The organism is Streptomyces sp. NPDC091281, from assembly GCF_044757425.1.
Lineage (GTDB): Bacteria > Actinomycetota > Actinomycetes > Streptomycetales > Streptomycetaceae > Streptomyces.
Genome location: NZ_JBIVUY010000009.1, coordinates 61530 through 77267, shown reverse-complemented (window position 1 = coordinate 77267; position 15738 = coordinate 61530). Strand labels below are relative to the sequence as shown.

The 15738-nt window shown below is 75.6% G+C and carries 11 protein-coding genes and 3 riboswitches; of the genes, 5 read left to right on the top strand and 6 right to left on the bottom strand.

Features of this window, described 5'->3' with window-relative positions:
- The gene (locus tag ACIQPQ_RS23425) at positions 1 to 960 is read right to left on the bottom strand and encodes a hypothetical protein (protein WP_401306615.1); all 960 of its coding nucleotides are present in this window, start codon (positions 958 to 960) and stop codon (positions 1 to 3) included.
- Positions 957 to 3815 carry a prenyltransferase/squalene oxidase repeat-containing protein gene (locus ACIQPQ_RS23420; RefSeq protein ID WP_401307158.1) on the bottom strand — a complete coding sequence of 953 codons (2859 nt, stop codon included), beginning with the start codon at positions 3813 to 3815 and terminating at the stop codon, positions 957 to 959. The genes ACIQPQ_RS23425 and ACIQPQ_RS23420 overlap by 4 nt, the downstream gene beginning before the upstream one ends.
- A gap of 348 nt (positions 3816 to 4163) precedes the next feature.
- A riboswitch (cobalamin riboswitch) is annotated at positions 4164 to 4299 on the bottom strand.
- 92 nt (positions 4300 to 4391) lie between these two features.
- Positions 4392 to 4467, top strand: a riboswitch (cobalamin riboswitch).
- A 236-nt stretch (positions 4468 to 4703) separates the two neighbouring features.
- On the opposite strand from ACIQPQ_RS23420, the gene ACIQPQ_RS23415 reads away from it, so the two are divergent.
- Positions 4704 to 6107 (top strand): hypothetical protein, encoded by a 1404-nt coding sequence (locus ACIQPQ_RS23415; protein ID WP_401306613.1) that lies wholly within the window; start codon positions 4704 to 4706, stop codon positions 6105 to 6107.
- Positions 6108 to 6122: 15 nt separating this feature from the next.
- On the opposite strand, the gene ACIQPQ_RS23410 is transcribed toward ACIQPQ_RS23415, so the two are convergent.
- The 3 genes from ACIQPQ_RS23410 to ACIQPQ_RS23400 form a co-directional block, all read right to left on the bottom strand.
- Positions 6123 to 6617, bottom strand: a complete 495-nt coding sequence (locus tag ACIQPQ_RS23410) for a cupin domain-containing protein (protein ID WP_401306610.1) — start codon at positions 6615 to 6617, stop codon at positions 6123 to 6125.
- Between the two features lie 160 nt (positions 6618 to 6777).
- Positions 6778 to 7548 (bottom strand): DUF4232 domain-containing protein, encoded by a 771-nt coding sequence (locus tag ACIQPQ_RS23405; protein ID WP_401306607.1) that lies wholly within the window; start codon positions 7546 to 7548, stop codon positions 6778 to 6780.
- A 250-nt stretch (positions 7549 to 7798) separates the two neighbouring features.
- The gene (locus ACIQPQ_RS23400; RefSeq protein WP_401306605.1) at positions 7799 to 8515 is read right to left on the bottom strand and encodes a restriction endonuclease; all 717 of its coding nucleotides are present in this window, start codon (positions 8513 to 8515) and stop codon (positions 7799 to 7801) included.
- Between the two features lie 340 nt (positions 8516 to 8855).
- Between ACIQPQ_RS23400 and ACIQPQ_RS23395 the strand changes: the two genes are divergently transcribed.
- A complete protein-coding gene (locus tag ACIQPQ_RS23395) occupies positions 8856 to 9785 on the top strand; it encodes a cobalamin-binding protein (RefSeq protein ID WP_401306603.1) in 930 nt (309 codons plus the stop codon).
- 89 nt (positions 9786 to 9874) lie between these two features.
- On the opposite strand, the gene ACIQPQ_RS23390 is transcribed toward ACIQPQ_RS23395, so the two are convergent.
- A complete protein-coding gene (locus ACIQPQ_RS23390) occupies positions 9875 to 10393 on the bottom strand; it encodes a DUF4430 domain-containing protein (protein ID WP_401306600.1) in 519 nt (172 codons plus the stop codon).
- A 178-nt stretch (positions 10394 to 10571) separates the two neighbouring features.
- Positions 10572 to 10643: riboswitch (cobalamin riboswitch) on the bottom strand.
- A gap of 358 nt (positions 10644 to 11001) precedes the next feature.
- Between ACIQPQ_RS23390 and ACIQPQ_RS23385 the strand changes: the two genes are divergently transcribed.
- The 3 genes from ACIQPQ_RS23385 (at position 11002) to ACIQPQ_RS23375 (ending at position 15727) form a co-directional block, all read left to right on the top strand.
- Positions 11002 to 12762 (top strand): ABC transporter ATP-binding protein, encoded by a 1761-nt coding sequence (locus ACIQPQ_RS23385; protein ID WP_401306597.1) that lies wholly within the window; start codon positions 11002 to 11004, stop codon positions 12760 to 12762.
- Positions 12759 to 14564, top strand: a complete 1806-nt coding sequence (locus ACIQPQ_RS23380; protein WP_401306596.1) for an ABC transporter ATP-binding protein — start codon at positions 12759 to 12761, stop codon at positions 14562 to 14564. Before ACIQPQ_RS23385 ends, ACIQPQ_RS23380 begins: the two co-directional genes overlap by 4 nt.
- An 83-nt stretch (positions 14565 to 14647) precedes the next feature.
- Positions 14648 to 15727: an iron-siderophore ABC transporter substrate-binding protein gene (locus ACIQPQ_RS23375; RefSeq protein ID WP_401306593.1), complete on the top strand. Its 1080-nt coding sequence runs from the start codon at positions 14648 to 14650 to the stop codon at positions 15725 to 15727.
- Positions 15728 to 15738 lie beyond the last annotated feature (11 nt).

Sequence of the window (15738 nt, the reverse complement as noted above, 5' to 3'; positions counted from 1 at the left end):
TCACTCGGTACGGCGGCGGCGGCGCGCCACGTAGGCCGCCGCGCCGCCGATCAGGACGACGAGGGCCGCCCCCGTGGCCACGGGGGCGATCGAGCCGGGGTCGTGCGGGGCGTCGGCGGCGGGGGCGGCGTCGACCACCTGGCCGCCCGGCGTCGCCCCCGTACCCGTACCGCTTGCGGCGGGGGTCGGGGAGGACGCGTCCGACGGTGTCGGCGGGGGCGTGGTGGAGGCGCTGGGGGTGGACGTCGGGGTGGGGGTGGGTTTCGGGTCCGGGGTGGCGGCCGGAGTGCGGGGGCTGACGGGCGGGGGCTTCGGCAGCGGGGTCGCGGGGCGTTCCGGCGCGGGGCCCGTGTCGACGTCCGGCGGGAGTTCGGGGGCCTGTTCGCCGGAGGGAGGTCGGCCGGTGCCGCCCTGGGGGCGGGTGTTGTGGGCGCGGAGCTGGTCCGGGGTGACGGAGGGGCGGCCCTGGGTGCCCTCGATGTTCGTCCCGCCGAAGGTCCACAGGTCGACGCTGCCGGGCTTCGGCTTGTAGAGCATCGCGCCCAACTGGCTGTACTCCCAGTCGTTCTCGCCGGGATCGGCGTGCCAGTACGACCAGTAGGCGGAGGCGGGCGGGGTCAGGACGCAGTCGTCCTGGGAGGGCGGCGGGAACTGTTTGCCGTTCTTGAAGCCGCTGTAGCCGATGCGGCAGACGAACGCCGGGCCGTCGTGCCCGGTGCCCGTCGTGCGCCAGCCGCCCTGGTTGAGGAGGGTGTAGCCGGTGGTGGGCGTGGTGCCGCAGGAGCGCAGGATGGGGCCGCCCCAGTCGCTGAAGTCGACGGCCAGGACCGCGCCGGAACCGGTGGTGCAGCGGCCCATCGGCTGGGGCTTCGCCGCCGCCGGGGCGGCGGTGGCGGCGAGGACGGCGGCCGTGAGACCGAGCGCGGCGACGGCGGCGGAGAGGCGGGCGCGGATCGTCACCGGGCGTCTCCCTCGGGGGCGGTGCCGGTGCCGTCGTCCTCGTTGCGGGCATTGCGGGAGCCGGTCCCGGCGTCCGGGGCGGTCCAGGTGGCCGTGCCGGTGGCACCGGTTCCGGTCCCGGCGGCTGTCGCCAGGGCGGTGGCCACGCGGTGGCGGGCGGCGACGGTCGTCCGCCATCCGGCGAGGACCAGCAGCGCGGCGACCGCGGCGAGCAGGCCGACCGCGGTGCCGGTGGACGCCAGGGCGCCGCCTCCGCCGCCCGCCGCCGCGGTCCCGCCGTCCGCCGCACCGCCCGCCCCGGCGCTGTCGCCCGGAGTGACGATGTCGGGGGTGCCGCCGGTCGGGCCGGGGGTGGGCTGCGGGGAGGTGCCGGTGAGGCTGCGGGTCAGGGTGCCGAAGGAGACGCCCGTCGTGCCGCCGACGGCCTGGGTGGAGGCGCGCAGGTCGGAGCCGCGCTGCCCTTCCTTCGCGACGTTGAAGCCGCCGTCGGCGTTCTGCTGCCCGGCGAGGAAGGCGCGCGCGTCGGCGATCTCGTCGGCGTAGGCGTCCGCGTCGAGGGAGAGGCCCTGGACGGCGAGGGCGGCGGAGTTGACGGAGGTGCCGGCCGCGCCGGGGAACCCGCCGTCGGGCCGCTGCTGGGCGGCGATCCACTTCAGGGCCTTGGCCACGGCGGGGTCCGCGCCGGAATCCGCGGCCGTGCCGGTGGCGGTCCCGGTGGCCGGGCCGTCGGCCGGGGCGAGGGCGAGGGCCATGGCGGCGATCGCGGTGGAGTCGACGTCGGCGTCCCCGGTGGCCGGGATGAGGCTCGGCCACGCCCCGTCGGCCCGCTGGAGACCCCGGAGGTAGGCGAGGGGCTTGCGGGCCGACTCCTTTTCGCCCGCGCGGAGTTGGGCCATGACCGCGAGGGACTGCGCGAACACGGAGGGGGCGTAGGTGTAGGCGCCCTCGGCGGCGCAGGAGCGGTCGGGGGCGGTGCTCGGCTTCGCGCACACCGCGTCGGCGAGCGCGGCGATCAGGTCGTGGCCGCCGAAGGAGCGCGGGTCACGGCCGACGGCCTCGGCGAGGAGGGCCGTCTTGCCGAGGGCGCCGCCGACCGGGTGGGCGCCGCCGACGCCGGTCCAGTCGTTGACCGTACGGCCCTCGCCGTCCTTGCCGCCCCGGTCGAGGAAGTCGACGATCCCGCGCAGGGCGGCGTTGTCTAGGCCGGTGGCGGCGAGGGCGTAGGCCCCGTCGATGGTGAGGCCGAAGTCGGCGCGCGCGGTGCCGGGTCCGGCGGCGTGGTAGCGGCCCTGGACGAGCTGGGCGGGCGCGGTGAGGTAGGCGACGCCCTTGCGGAGGTCGGGGGCCTTGCCCGGGGCCGGGGTCGTGGACGGCCGGCCGGTCGGGGAGGCGGAGGTGGGGGGTGCGGTGGTCGGGGGCGGGGTGGTGCGCGCGGTGAGGGTGACCAGGCTGGTGTGCGCGCCCGCGAGGACGGCGGCCGTGGTGGCGTAGGGCGCCGGGTCGGTGCCGCCCTCCTCGAACGCGAAGCCGCCGCCGTCGAGTTGCTGCCGGGACAGCCAGGCCTCGGCGGCGTCGGCGCGGCCGGTGTCGCCGAGGGCGCGCAGGGCCTGGGCGGCGTGGGCGGTCGCGTGGACGCTCGCGCCGGTGGCGCCGGTGTAGCCGAGGTAGGCGCCGTCCTCGCGCTGGGTGCGCGTCAGGTAGGCGCGCGCCTTGGACACGGTGTCGGCGTGGCCGCCCGCCTTCTCCAGGACCAGCGCGGTGAGCGCGGTGACGGCGGGGTCGGCGTCGCAGTTCTCCTCGGCCCGGATGAGGGGGCCGGAGATGCCTCCGTCCCGGCACTGGAGCCGCGCCAGCCGGTCCACGGTGGCGGCGGGGGGCGTGACCCCGGCGCGCAGCAGGGCGAGGACGGCGAGGGCCTGCCCGTCGGCGTAGTCGGCGTTGCGGAAGTCGCCGGGGGCGGTGCAGCCGGGGGTGGGTTCGCCGGACTCGGGGCCCGCCGCGCAGACGTGCGCGGTCAGGTCGCCGACGAGGTCGTGGCCGCCGACGGCGCGCGGGTCGCCGCCGGTGATCTCGGCGAGCAGGGCGAGGCGGGCGGCGGCCGTCGCGTTCGGCGCCTGATCGGTGCCGAACGGGTAGGCGTAGGAGCCGACTTGGGTCGTGAGGTACGCGGTGACCTTGTCCAGGGCCGGGCCGCGGCCGTCGGTGGCGGCGAGCGCGTAGGCGGTCTCGGTGGTCAGCAGGAGGTCGGCGGTGCCGGAGTCGTCGGTGACGCGTTCGTCGTCGGTGAGACGGCTCTTGAGCCAGCGTACGGCGGCGGCCGTGTCGACCTCGCCGGGGGCGGCGGTCGGACCGCCGCTGGGGCCGGGGGTGCCGGTGCCGCCGCCGTCGGGCCGGACGTCGTCGGGGCTGAAGTCGGGGCGGCCGGTGGTGCCGCCGACGTCCGTGCCGCCGTACACCCAGGCGTCGACGTCGCCGTCCTGGAGCCTGCGGTCCATGGCGCCGTAGCGGCTGTACGTCCACTCGTCCTCGCCGGGCGCGGCGGTCCAGTACGACCAGTAGGCGGTGGCGGGCGGGGTGAGCGCGCAGTCGTCCGCGTCCGGGGTCGGGTACTGCGTGCCGGAGCGGAACGCGTCGTGGCCGATGCGGCAGACGAAGGCGTCGCCGTCGTGGCCGGTGCCCTTCGTGGTGAACCCTGCCGCGTGCAGCAGCTCGTAGCCGGTGGTGGGGGTGGTGTCGCAGCCGCGGACCACGTCCCCGTCGAACGCGCCGAAGTCGACGGCGACGACGGCGCCCCGCGTCGCGGTGCAGGCGCCGACCGGGTCGGCGGCGGCGGTGGTCGTGGTGAGAAAGGTCATGCAGACCGCGAGGACGGTGAGCAGCGCCGCCGCGAACGCCGTCAGCCGCAGCGGGCGGGCCGCCGTACGCGGCACTCCGCCTGGTCCGCCCGCTTCACCTGGTCCGCCTGAACCGCTCGGTCCGCGTGGCACGCCGTGTGCGCGCCGAGCGCCCTGCGCGTCCTCGGCACCCGGTGCGCCCTGTGCGCCTGGTGCGCCCTGTGCTGTCCCCACCCCGGTCCCTTCGCCGACCGGCCGACGCGGGCAGGGACGTGGCTGAGGGCTCCCGGCACGCGCGGGGACACCGGCGTACGGAAGCTGGTCGCACCACGCCGTAGTCCGCGACGGCGTCTGTAGCTGTCGATCACGCGCTGTCGATCACGTCCCAGGCATTCCGGCTCGCCCGGCTGGACCGGGCCCACGGTTGCGGGTCAGCGCCGGCGTTCGACCGGCTTCCCCTGGAACTCGTTGCGTATCAGGCGGATTTGAGCACGCTTCACCGGAAGCGTCAAGGGTGCCTCGGGCGGGCCCGGCGGCTGTCCGGGGCGCCTCTGGTGACGGGGGTCCGGGTCGGGTACCGTCGCGCTCTGCCGAGTGGGGGAACCCGGTGGGAGTCCGGGGCTGACGCGCAGCGGTGTGGGACGGCGGTGTGCCGTTCCGAGCCCGAATGCCCAAGCGGTGAGGTTGAGTTGGTAGCCGGTCCACGCGTTCCGGACGGCGGCCAGGCCCGCCGCGCTCCCGGTCCGCCGAGGGGCCCGCCGCAGGTTCGGCCGGTGTCCCTCACCCCAGGAGCAGGCCATGTCCCGTACCGCTTCCCGCACTTCCGGTGCTCCCCGCGCTTTCCGCGCTTTCCGCGCATCCCGGGATTCCCGTGTCTCCCCCGCCGCTGCCCGATCGGGCGGCGCCGCGGTGTCGTCCTGGCGGCGTGCCGCGTTCACCGCGACCGCCGCGGCGGGGGCGTTCGCGCTCACCGCGCTGCCCGCCGCCGCGACCTCCACACCCGCGCAGATCGCCACGTCGAAGACGAACGGCGTGACCTACCTCAAGTCGCTCCAGGCGGCGGACGGTTCGTACGCCGGGTCGGGGCTGTCCAACGAGTGGGCGTTCAGCGCGTTCGCCGCCGCCGGCACCGCCGCGGTGGACGTCACGCCGGGCGGCGACGCCACGAAGAACGCCAGAACCGTGTACCGCACCCTGCTGTCCTCGGCGAGCTGGCCGTCCGCCTCCCCCGTCGTCACCGACTACGAGCGCGCCACGCTCAACGCGTACGCCGCCGGGATCGACCCGGCGCGGGTCTCCGCCTCACGCAACCTGATCGCCGACATCTACGGCTACTGGCAGACGGCGGAGGCCGGTTACTTCGGCCCGTCCGCCAACTTCAACGGGACCGTGTTCGCCGCGCTCGCCCTCAACGGCGCGAAGACCCAGGCCGGTCAGGTACGGGTCCCGCAGGCGCTGCGGGACAAGGTCGTCACCCGGCTGCGCGCCAACCAGCACAACGACGGCGGCTGGAACTACGGGAAGGCGGAGGGGAATCCGAGCCAGCTGGCCGCCGCGAGCGACATCGACATGACCGGCGCCGCGATGGCCGCGCTGTGCGTGTCGGGCGTGCCGAACACGGACACGGACATCGTGCAGGCGAAAGCGTTCCTCAAGAGCAAGCTGGTCAACAACAGCGGTGCGTTCAACGCCATGTTCGGGGTGAACACCGACTCCAACGGCTGGGCGGTGTCCGGCCTCAACGCCTGCGGCATCAACCCGCAGACCGGTGACTTCCTCACCGCGCTCGGCAAGACGCCGGTGGACTTCCTGATCGCCCAGCAGTTCAACCCGGGCGGCGGCTTCAAGTACCTGCCCTCCGACACCGGCCCGTCGGCGTACGCCTCGATCGACGGCCTGCGCGCGGTGGCGGGCGGCGGCTTCACCTCCGCCCCGCCCGCCCCCGTCACCCCGGGAGCCCCGCAGTGGGTCGCCCAGGGCACCTTCACCTCCGGTACGGCGACGAAGCTGGCGCTCACCGTCGACGACGGGGCAGGCGGCCTCAAGGTGTGCGCGGTCGCCCTCACCCCGACCGGGACGACGACCACGCTGGGCGCCGTCCTCGACGCGGCCGTCGGCGCGGCCACCCCGTCCGGCTGTGTGACCACGGTGACCCCGCCCTCCGGCACCGGCACGATCACCTCCCTCAACGGCAAGGCGAACAGCGGCTCCAGCACCTGGAAGGCGAGCGTCGACGGCGCCGCCTTCGGCACGGCGACCCGGCAGCAGGTGGTGAACGTGGGGGACACGATCGCGTTGCGGTGGGGGGTGTGACGCCCTCGCCCGGCCTCAGCGCTCGTTGACCATCCGCGTCGGCCCGTCACCGCCGGGCAGCTCGGTGAACACGCAGTCCCAGCGGGCCCCGAGTTCCCTGAGCGCCCCGGCGGGCGGGTTGCCGTCCGTGGCCGCGTTCAGGTCGGCCATCTCGGCGAAGAAGCCGTCCAGCGCCGGGGACGTGATGAAGAGGAACCGTACGTCCACCGGTCCCGCGTTGTAGGGCCGGTGGACCGCGCCCCGCGGCACCACCGCGTACTCCCCGGCGCGCAGGGTGATCGTGCGCCCGTCGACGTCGAGGCTGAGTTCGCCCTCCAGGACCCGGAAGGCCTCCTCGTGGTGCTCGTGCACGTGCGGGGGCGGGCCCGGCGCGCCCGCGGCGTGGGCGTACTCGATCACCGAGTACGCCCCGCCCGTCGTCCCGCCGTCGATCTTCACCGTCATCGGGGCGCCGGTCGGCCCCCGGAAGAGGCGGCCCTGTCCCGCCTCGACGACTGTCGGATCACTCATACGGCCACCACCCGTGCGGACCGCACGGATACCGCGTCCCGGCTCCGTGCTCCCGCGTCGCTCCTGTGTCCCATGGTGGCGCGGCGGCGGGCGGACCGCACGTCCGGGTGACCGTGGGCCGCGTCCGGCGACCCGGCTCCGGCGTCCGCCCCGCGCCCCCTCACCTCGACATGATGAAGTCCAGCGCGCCCCCCGAGGCCGTGGTCCAGTACGTCACGAGTTGGCCGTCGTCCGCGTACAGCACCTCGGCGGGCATGGGGACGTCGAGGGGGCGGCTGGGGGTGCTGGCGCGGCGGGGGCCCTGGAGGGCGACGGTGATGCTGCGGGCCTCGTACTCGTCCCGGTGGCCGCCGCTGACGAGGAGCGCGGCGTGCGCCTCGTCGCCGGGCGCGAGCGTCACGGGGCGGCCCGGGTCGGGGTCGCTGTCCGGGATGACCGGCACCGTGGCCTGCGCGTCGGCGCCGAGCAGGACGCGCGGGTAGCGGTAGAGGAGGCAGGTGTCGTCCCCGGCGTTCTGGACGGTGAGGAGGAGGTGGCGGGGGATCTTGGTGTGCGGGGGCTCCGTCGTGGCGGAGACGGACAGGTCGTCGGGGGTGCAGGCGGTGGGGGCGTCCTTGCCGGTGCCGCCGATGTCCTTGCCGCTTCCGGCGCCCTTGCCCCCGCCCGTGCCGCCGCTGCCGTCCGTCGTGGTGTCCGGCTTCGCCGGGGTCGGAGGCGTGGGTGACGTGGTGGAGCTCGGTGCGGCCGTCGCGTCCCCCGCCTTCGACGGGCTCCCTGCGGTCGGCCGTCCCGGTGCGGCCTTGGAGCCGTCGGCGGCTGCCTGGCAGGCCGTGGTGGCGAGCAGGGCGGCGACGGCCACCGCCCCGAAAGCGCGGGAGCGCGGGGCCCGTCCGGGCCTCGTCCGCTTCCCGCGCGCTGTTGTCGACTTCATCGTGATCCCCCGTGGTCGTACGCGAACTCCTGCGCGTAGCAGGAGCGTCCCCGGGGTGACCACCCCCTCACGCCTGTCCGGTACGTCTGTTACCGACCGATGACCGGGAGGTGGTGGTTCCGCCGCATGGGCGGGAGTTGGGGGGCCGTCCGTTCAAGTGGGCCACGACGTCGGCGCGTTCACGCACATAGCTCCTCGCACGCCGCCGCCCCGAAGCCCCGCCCCGAACAGCCCTCCCCTCGCCGCCCGTTCAGGACAGTGCCGTCGGTTTGCGCGGTAGTGGTACCGCGTGGAGGAGTTCCCAGAGGGGGCGGGAGCCCGCGGCCCAGGCCGCGAGGGTGTGACGGTCCACCACGTGCAGCCGCTGGCGTTCGGCGAAGGCCACCGCCGGGGCGGTCACCCGGCCGTTGGTGACGAGGACCGCGACGTCGGCGCCGTGCTCCTGGCGGGCGGTGCCGTTGAGGACCTGGAGGGCCGGGGTGCCCACGGCGGACCCGGCGAGCCCGTCGCGCCGGTGCTTGCACTGGATCACCCAGCGCCGCCCGAAGGGATCGGTGGCCTTCACGTCGGCCCCCAGGTCGCCGCCGCCCCCGACCCGGACCGCGTCCCGGCAGCCGTCCCGCGCCATCAACTCCCGTACGGCGTCCTCGAACCGGGTGTGGTGCAGGGCGTCCAGCTCGGCGACCGCGTACCGCAGGCCCCGCACCCGCACCGATTCCCACCGCGCGCGCTGCCGGGCCCGGTGGACGCGGACGGCGAGGACGCCGACGGCGAGCGCCGCGCCGAGGGCCAGGAGCCACGGGCGGGCGAGCAGCCAGTCCACGACCGTCACCACGAGGGCGAGGCCCAGGGCGGCGGCCACGACGAGGCCGATCAGCCGGTCGTCCGCCCGGCTCCGCCGCCCGCGCCCCGTCCCGCGGGGCCGCCGTCGCGGCGCGGGCCGCCGCCCGCCCCTGCGCGCGCTCATCGGACCGCCCCCGCCCGCGGCCTCGCCCCAGGCCGTGTCCCGTCGCCGGTCAGCACCCGTCCCGCCCTCCCCCGCGCACCGTCCGTCCCGGTGCCGGGACGGGCCGGACGCGGCGTCCACCGGCCCGGCGGGTCCTGTCTAGCCGCAGGTGAGCGGCGGCGGGGGCAGGTTGCCGACATAGGGCGCAAAGGCATCGCGGGTGGCCGAATCGCGCCCGCCGGGCAGGACGTCCGGCGGCGCGCGGTGCGCCGGGTGCCCCTGGGCACCCCAGAGCCCCACGGGCACCCCGGGCACCCCCGGGCACCGCTGGACGTCCTGCCCGGCGTCCTAGAGTCGTCGTATGCGCATCGTCTCCCTGCTGCCCGCCGCCACCGACCTCGTCGCCGAACTGGGCCTGGCCGGGCGGCTGGTCGGGCGGACGCACGAGTGCGACTGGCCGCCGGAGGAGGTGGCGGGCGTGCCCGTGGTGACCGGTGCCGACCTCGACCAGGACGCGCTCAGCAGCCGGGAGATCTCCGACGCGGTCGGCGGGTCCGCGCACTCCGGGTCCTCCCTCTACCGGCTGGACACCGAGGCGCTGGCGGCCCTGCGGCCCGACGTCGTGCTGACGCAGGACCTGTGCGCGGTGTGCGCGGTGTCGTACGAGCGGGTCGGCGCGGCCGTACGGCTCCTCGACGCCGGCACGCGCGTGCTGAGCCTGGAGCCGCGCACCCTCGACGACGTACTGGACTGCCTGGTCACCGTCGGCGAGGTGCTCGGCGTGCGGGAGCGGGCGGTACGGCGGCGGGCCGCGCTGCGGGAGCGGCTGGCGGAGGTGCGGGCGGCGGTCGCGGGGCGGGAACGGCCCCGGGTGGTGGCGGTGGAGTGGCTGGACCCGCTGTGGCCCGCCGGGCACTGGGTGCCCGAGCAGATCACGGCGGCCGGGGGCACCCCGCTGCTCGCGGCGCCGGGCGAGCACACCGCTCCGATGACCTGGGAGGCCGTACGGGCGGCGCGGCCGGACGTGCTGCTCGTCCTGCCGTGCGGGTTCCCGCCGGAGCGCACCCTGCGCGAGGCGCGGCTGCTGACCGGGCTGCCGGGCTGGGCGGAGCTGCCCGCCGTCCGCGCGGGCCGCGTCCATGTCCTCGACGGGCCCGCGTACTTCAACCGGCCCGGCCCGCGCGTGGTGCGCGGCGCCGAGGTGCTGGCGCACGTCCTGCACGGCGTGCGGGCGGGGGCGCCGGTCACGGCGGCGGAGGCGCGGCCCTTCCCGGCCGGGCCCGCGCGGTGAGGCGCGGGGCACGGCCGGGCGGGCGCGGCGGACCAACGGGACCACGTGGCCGATCGTGGCGGACCGGCGAGTCGGCGTGACCGTGGGGGTCAGAAGGCCGTCCAGGTGAAGGCGACCTTGTCCCCGGCCTCCAGCTCGAACTGGCAGCCGCCGACCGGGGTGGAGACGCCGTTGACGGCGATGTTCCAGTAGGCGACGCCGCCGCCGTTCACGTTCTTGATGGTGTCCACGGAGAAGTCGTCGAAGGACGCGTACCAGGTGCCGTCCCAGGTGAAGTGGTGCTTGCGGGCGGCGTCGTCGAGGGCGGCGGTCGGGGTGGGGACGGCGGTGGCGTGGGCGCCGCCGTTGGTGCCGTCGCAGCGGTGGGTGCCGCCGGTCGCGGTGGTCACGTCGTGGCCGCGCGTGCGGACCTTGCCCTTGAAGAGGAGTCCGTCGGGGCCCTTGACGGTGACGGTGACCTTGACGCGGGCGTTGGTCGACGCGACGGCGTGAGAGGTCCCGGCGACCTCGGTGACGGCGGTGGCGGCGGTGGCGGCCGGGGCGGAGGCGAGGACGAGACCGAGGGCCGTCGCGGCGACGAGGTGACGGGCGGCGGATGCGCGCTTCATGCGGAACCTTCCGGGTGCGGGGCCGCGGCGGGCCTCCGAGCGCACCCGGACCGGACGGCGGCGGACGGTGCGCACGACCCCGGCGGGCGGGGTGGCGTGCCGGACCGGGCCGACCCGGACGGACTCTCGGCTCCACGCTGCGGACCATGACAGTGAGAAGCGGTACTCGGCGCGCAGCGGGCGATCCGACTCACGGCCCGGCGGGCCGCTCACGGTTGCAGGTCAGTGCCGGACTTCCACCGGCTTCCCCCGGATTGCGCACCTGGCGGTGCGGATGGTGCCGTACGGGTCGTACGGATGGTGCCTTGCAGGTCGTACGGGTCGTGCCGTGCTGGCCGTACGGGTGCGCCACGCCGGTCGTACGGGTGGCGCATGGGCCCGTGGCGTGTGCGGCAGGCCACATCGGGCGCCGGCGCATCGCATCGGGCACTGAAGTATGACCCAAGTGAGCCGGACACAGGGGCCGTTGAGAACGATTTGATCGCGGAACCGGGCGATCCGGCGGTCGGGCCTGGCCCCCGTGCCCCGGAGAAGTTAGCCTAAGTTAGCCTTACCTAAGTTTTGCACGGGCTTGTCAAGTACCAGGAACCATCCGTCCGGAGGGACACGTGAGCAAGGCGGACCCGCCGGGACGTAGGGTCCTGCGGCAGGCCGTGCGGGAGCAGCGCCGCGATCTGACGGTCGGCGCGGTCCTCGGCATGGGCCATCAGACGGGCGAGGCCCTGGTGCCGGTCCTCATCGGTCTGGCCATCGACGAGGGGGTGGTGGACGGCGACGTTCCCGGCCTCCTGCTCTGGCTGGGCGTCCTCGCCCTGGTCTACGTCGGGCTGTCGTTCAGCTTCCGGTGGAGCGCGCGCGCCGGTGAGCGCGCCGCGCTGACCACCGCGCACCGGCTGCGGACCGCGGTGGTCTCGCGGGTGCTCGCCCCGGAGGGCGAGGCCGACGGCAACCGGCTGCCCGGCGAACTGGCCAACGTGGCCACGGAGGACGCCAAGCGGGTGGGCGCCGTGATGATGGCGCTCATCGTCGGGATCGCGTCCGCGACCGGCCTGGTCGTCGGGGCGGTCGTGCTGCTGCGGGTCTCCCTGGTCCTCGGTCTGCTGGTGCTGCTGGGCACACCGCTGCTGCTGTGGCTGACGCATCTGGTGAGCAAGCCGCTGGAGCGGCGCAGCGAGACCGAGCAGGAACGGGCCGCGCGCGCCTCGGGTGTGGCGGCGGACCTGGTGGCCGGGCTGCGGGTGCTGAAGGGCATCGGCGCCGAACCGGCCGCGGTCGCCCGCTACCGCCGGATCAGCGGCCGCTCCCTGGACGCGACGCTGCGGGCGGCCCGCGCCGAGGCCTGGCAGAACGGTGTGGTGACGCTGCTGACCGGCGTGTTCCTGGCCGTGATCGCCCTGGTCGGCGGACGGCTCGCGGCGCGCGGCGACATCGGCGTCGGCGAACTGGTGTCGTCGGTGGCGCTGGCCCTCTTCCTCATCGGCCCGCTCTCCGAGTTCTCCTGGGTCAACGCCGAACTGGCGCAGGGCCGCGCCTCGGCCGGGCGGATCGCGTCCGTCCTCGACGCGCCGCGCGCCGTGTCCCCGGCGGCCGGCGAGGGGCGTACGGGCCTCGCGGCGACGCCGGGCGGGCTGCCGCTGCGGCTGCGCGAGGTGGCGTACGGCTCCCTGCGCGGCCTCGAACTCGACGTCGCCGCCGGGGAGACGGTCGGCGTCGTCACCACCGACCCGGCCGACGCCTCGGCGCTCCTGCACTGTCTCGGCCGCCGCGCCGACCCGGACGCGGGCCGTGTCGAACTGGACGGTACGGAACTGTCCGCGCTGGACCTGACGGAGCTGCGCGCGTCCCTGCTGGTCGCCGAGCACGACGCCGACCTCTTCGAGGGCACCCTGCTGGAGAACGTCACGGCCGCCGCCCCCGACGCGACCGCCCCCGGGGCCCCCTCGGCGCCTCCTCCCGCCACCGCTCCCCTCTCCGCCCGCCTCACCGCCGTCCTCACCGCCTCCGCGACCGACGAGGTGGTCCGGACCCTGCCCGAGGGCGGGGACACGGCGGTGACCGCGCGCGGCCACTCCCTGTCGGGCGGGCAGCGGCAGCGGGTGGCCCTGGCGCGGGCGCTCGCCGCCGACGCGCCCGTCCTCGTCCTGCACGAACCGACCACGGCCGTGGACGCCGTCACGGAGGTCCGTATCGCCACCGGCATCAAGGAGATCCGCGCGGGCCGCACCACGGTGCTGGTCACCAACAGCGCGGCCCTGCTCACCGTCACGGACCGGGTGGTCCTCCTCGACGGCGGCCGGGTCGCCGCGAGCGGGGACCACGAGGACCTCGTCCACGCGTGCGCGCCCTACCGGACGGCGGTCCTCGCATGACCGGCGCACCGGACCCCATCACCCCCACGGCGGACGCGAGTTCGGCGCTGCTGCCCGTCGCCACCCCGGCCCGCACCCGCGCCGCCGTCCTCGAACTGGTGCGCCCGCAACGGCGGCTGGCGCTGACCGCGTTCGCCGTGACGGTCGCCTCGACCGCCGTCGGCCTGCTGGTGCAGCCGCTGCTGGGCCGGATCGTCGACCTCGTCGCCGACGGCGGCTCCACGGACGCCATCACCGTCACCGCGCTGCTGCTGGCGGCCGTCGCCGTCGCGCAGGGCGTCACGACCGGCCTCGGTCTGTCGCTGATCTCCCGGCTGGGCGAGACGACCCTCGCCCGGCTGCGGGAGAAGTTCGTGGAGCGGGCGCTCGGCCTGCCGCTGGAGCGGGTGGAGAAGGCGGGCGCCGGTGACCTCACCGCGCGCGTCACCGCCGACGTGTCCCTCATCGCGGACGCGGTGCGCAGCGCGCTGCCCGAACTGGCCCGCTCCCTGCTGACGATCGTCCTCACCCTGGGCGCGCTCGCCGTCCTCGACTGGCGGTTCCTGCTGGCGGCGCTCCTCGCGGTGCCGATCCAGGTGGCGACCGCCCGCTGGTACGTGGCGCGCGCGGTGCCGCTCTACGCCGAGCAGCGCGTCGCGGGCAGCGCCCAGCAGCAGCAGTTGCTCGACACCGTCGGCGGCCGGGCCACCGTACGGGCGTTCCGCCTGGAGGGGGAGCACACGGCGCGGGTCGGGGAGCGGTCGTCGTCGCTGGTGGCGCTGATGATGCGCGGCGTCCACCTGGTGCTGGGCTTCTACAGCCGGCTGCACGTCGCCGAGTACCTCGGGCTCGCCGCCGTCCTGGCCACCGGCTGCTGGCTGGTCGGGGAGGGGTCGGCGTCCATCGGTACGGCGACCGCGGCGGCCCTGTACTTCCACAGTCTCTTCACCCCGGTCAACGCGGCCCTCGTCCTCCTCGACGACGCGCAGTCCGCGACCGCGGGCCTGGCCCGGCTGGTCGGCGTCACCGACCTGCCGCTGCCCACGCCCCCGGAGCGGCCCGCGGCGGCCACCGGGGACACCGAGGTCCTGGTGCGCGGCGTGCGCCACGGCTACCGGCCCGGTCACCCGGTGCTGCACGACGTGGACCTGACGATCCGGCCGGGTGAGCGGGTCGCGCTCGTCGGCGCCAGCGGCGCGGGCAAGACGACGCTGGCCCGGCTGGTCGCGGGCATCCAGCGGCCCGCCGAGGGCACCGTCCTGGTCGGCGGGGTGCCCCCGGCCGAGCTGGAGCGCTCCGGCGAGGGGCGGACCATCGCCCTGCTCACCCAGGAGACGCACGTCTTCGCGGGCCCGCTCGCCGACGATCTGCGGCTGGCCCGGCCCGGCGCCGACGACGCCGAACTGCGGGCCGCGCTCCAGCTGGTGGACGCCCTGGACTGGGTGGAGGCGCTGCCCGAGGGGCTGGACACCGTGGTCGGTGACGGCGGGGTCCGCCTCAGCGGCGCGCAGACGCAGTCCCTGGCGCTGGCCCGGCTGGTGCTCGCCGATCCGCCGCTGGTCATCCTCGACGAGGCGACCGCCGAGGCGGGCAGCGCGGGCGCGCGCGAGCTGGAGAAGGCCGTGGCCCGTGCGGTGGACGGCCGCAGCGCCCTGATCGTCGCGCACCGGCTCAGCCAGGCCGCGACCGCCGACCGGGTCGTCGTCATGGACGGCGGCCGGATCGTCGAGACCGGCACCCACGACGCGCTGCGCGCCGCCGGGGGGCCGTACGCGGCGCTGTGGGCGGCCTGGTCGGACACCCGCGCCGCGCCCGCCCCTTGACCCCCGGCCCCCGTCGGCCTCTTGACATTCCCGACTCCCCCACATCGTCCCGCGTCACAGGAAACCGAACCGAAGGACCGTCCATGCCCCGCTTCCGCAGAGTGACCAGGACGGCGGCCGCGCTGGCCTCCGCCACCGTCCTCCTCGCCACCGCCGCCGCGTGCGGCGGCTCCGACTCCGACTCCGCGGACTCCGGTGCGTCCGGTTCCGGCTCGAAGGAGACCTCGGCCGCGTCGTCCGCGTTCCCGGTCACCATCGACCACAAGTTCGGCAGTACGACGATCAAGTCGGAGCCGAAGCGGATCGTCACCGTCGGCCTCACCGACCAGGACGCGGTGCTCGCCCTCGGCAAGGTGCCGGTGGGCACCACGGAGTGGCTGGGCGGCTACAAGGGCGCGATCGGCCCGTGGGCGGCGGACAAGCTGAACGGCGCCGACGCGCCGACCGTCCTCAAGGACACCGGCACCGGCCCGCAGGTGGAGAAGATCGCCGCGCTCAAGCCGGACCTGATCCTCAGCGTGTACGGCGGCATCACCAAGGAGCAGTACACGTCGCTGTCGAAGTTCGCCCCGGTGGTGGCGCAGCCGAAGGAGTACAACGACTACGGCGTGCCGTGGCAGAAGCAGACCGAGCTGATCGGCAAGGCGCTCGGCAAGTCCGACGAGGCGGCCGCGGCCGTCAAGGACACCGAGGGCAAGATCGCCGCGGCGGTGGCCGAGCACCCCGAGTTCAAGGGCAAGAACGCGCTGATGGCGACGCCGTACGAGGGCATGTTCGTGTTCGGCAGCCAGGACCCGCGCTCGCGCCTGCTGACCGACCTGGGCTTCTCGCTGCCGGCCGACCTCGACAAGGTGATCGGTGACCAGTTCGGCGCGAACATCAGCAAGGAGCGCACCGACCTGCTCGACCAGGACGCGATCGTGTGGATCGTGAGCGACGTCGCCAAGGACAGCGCGAAGCTGCACAAGGACGCCTCGTACAAGGGCCTGAAGGTGGTCTCCGAGGGCCGTGAGGTCTTCGTGAACGAGACCAGCGACTACGGCAGCGCCGTCTCCTTCGGCACCGTCCTCAGCCTGCCCTACGAGATCGAGCGGCTGGTGCCGCAGCTCGTGGCGGCCGTGGACGGCAAGCCCGACACCAAGGTGGAGCAGCCCGCCGCCTGACCCACGCGCAC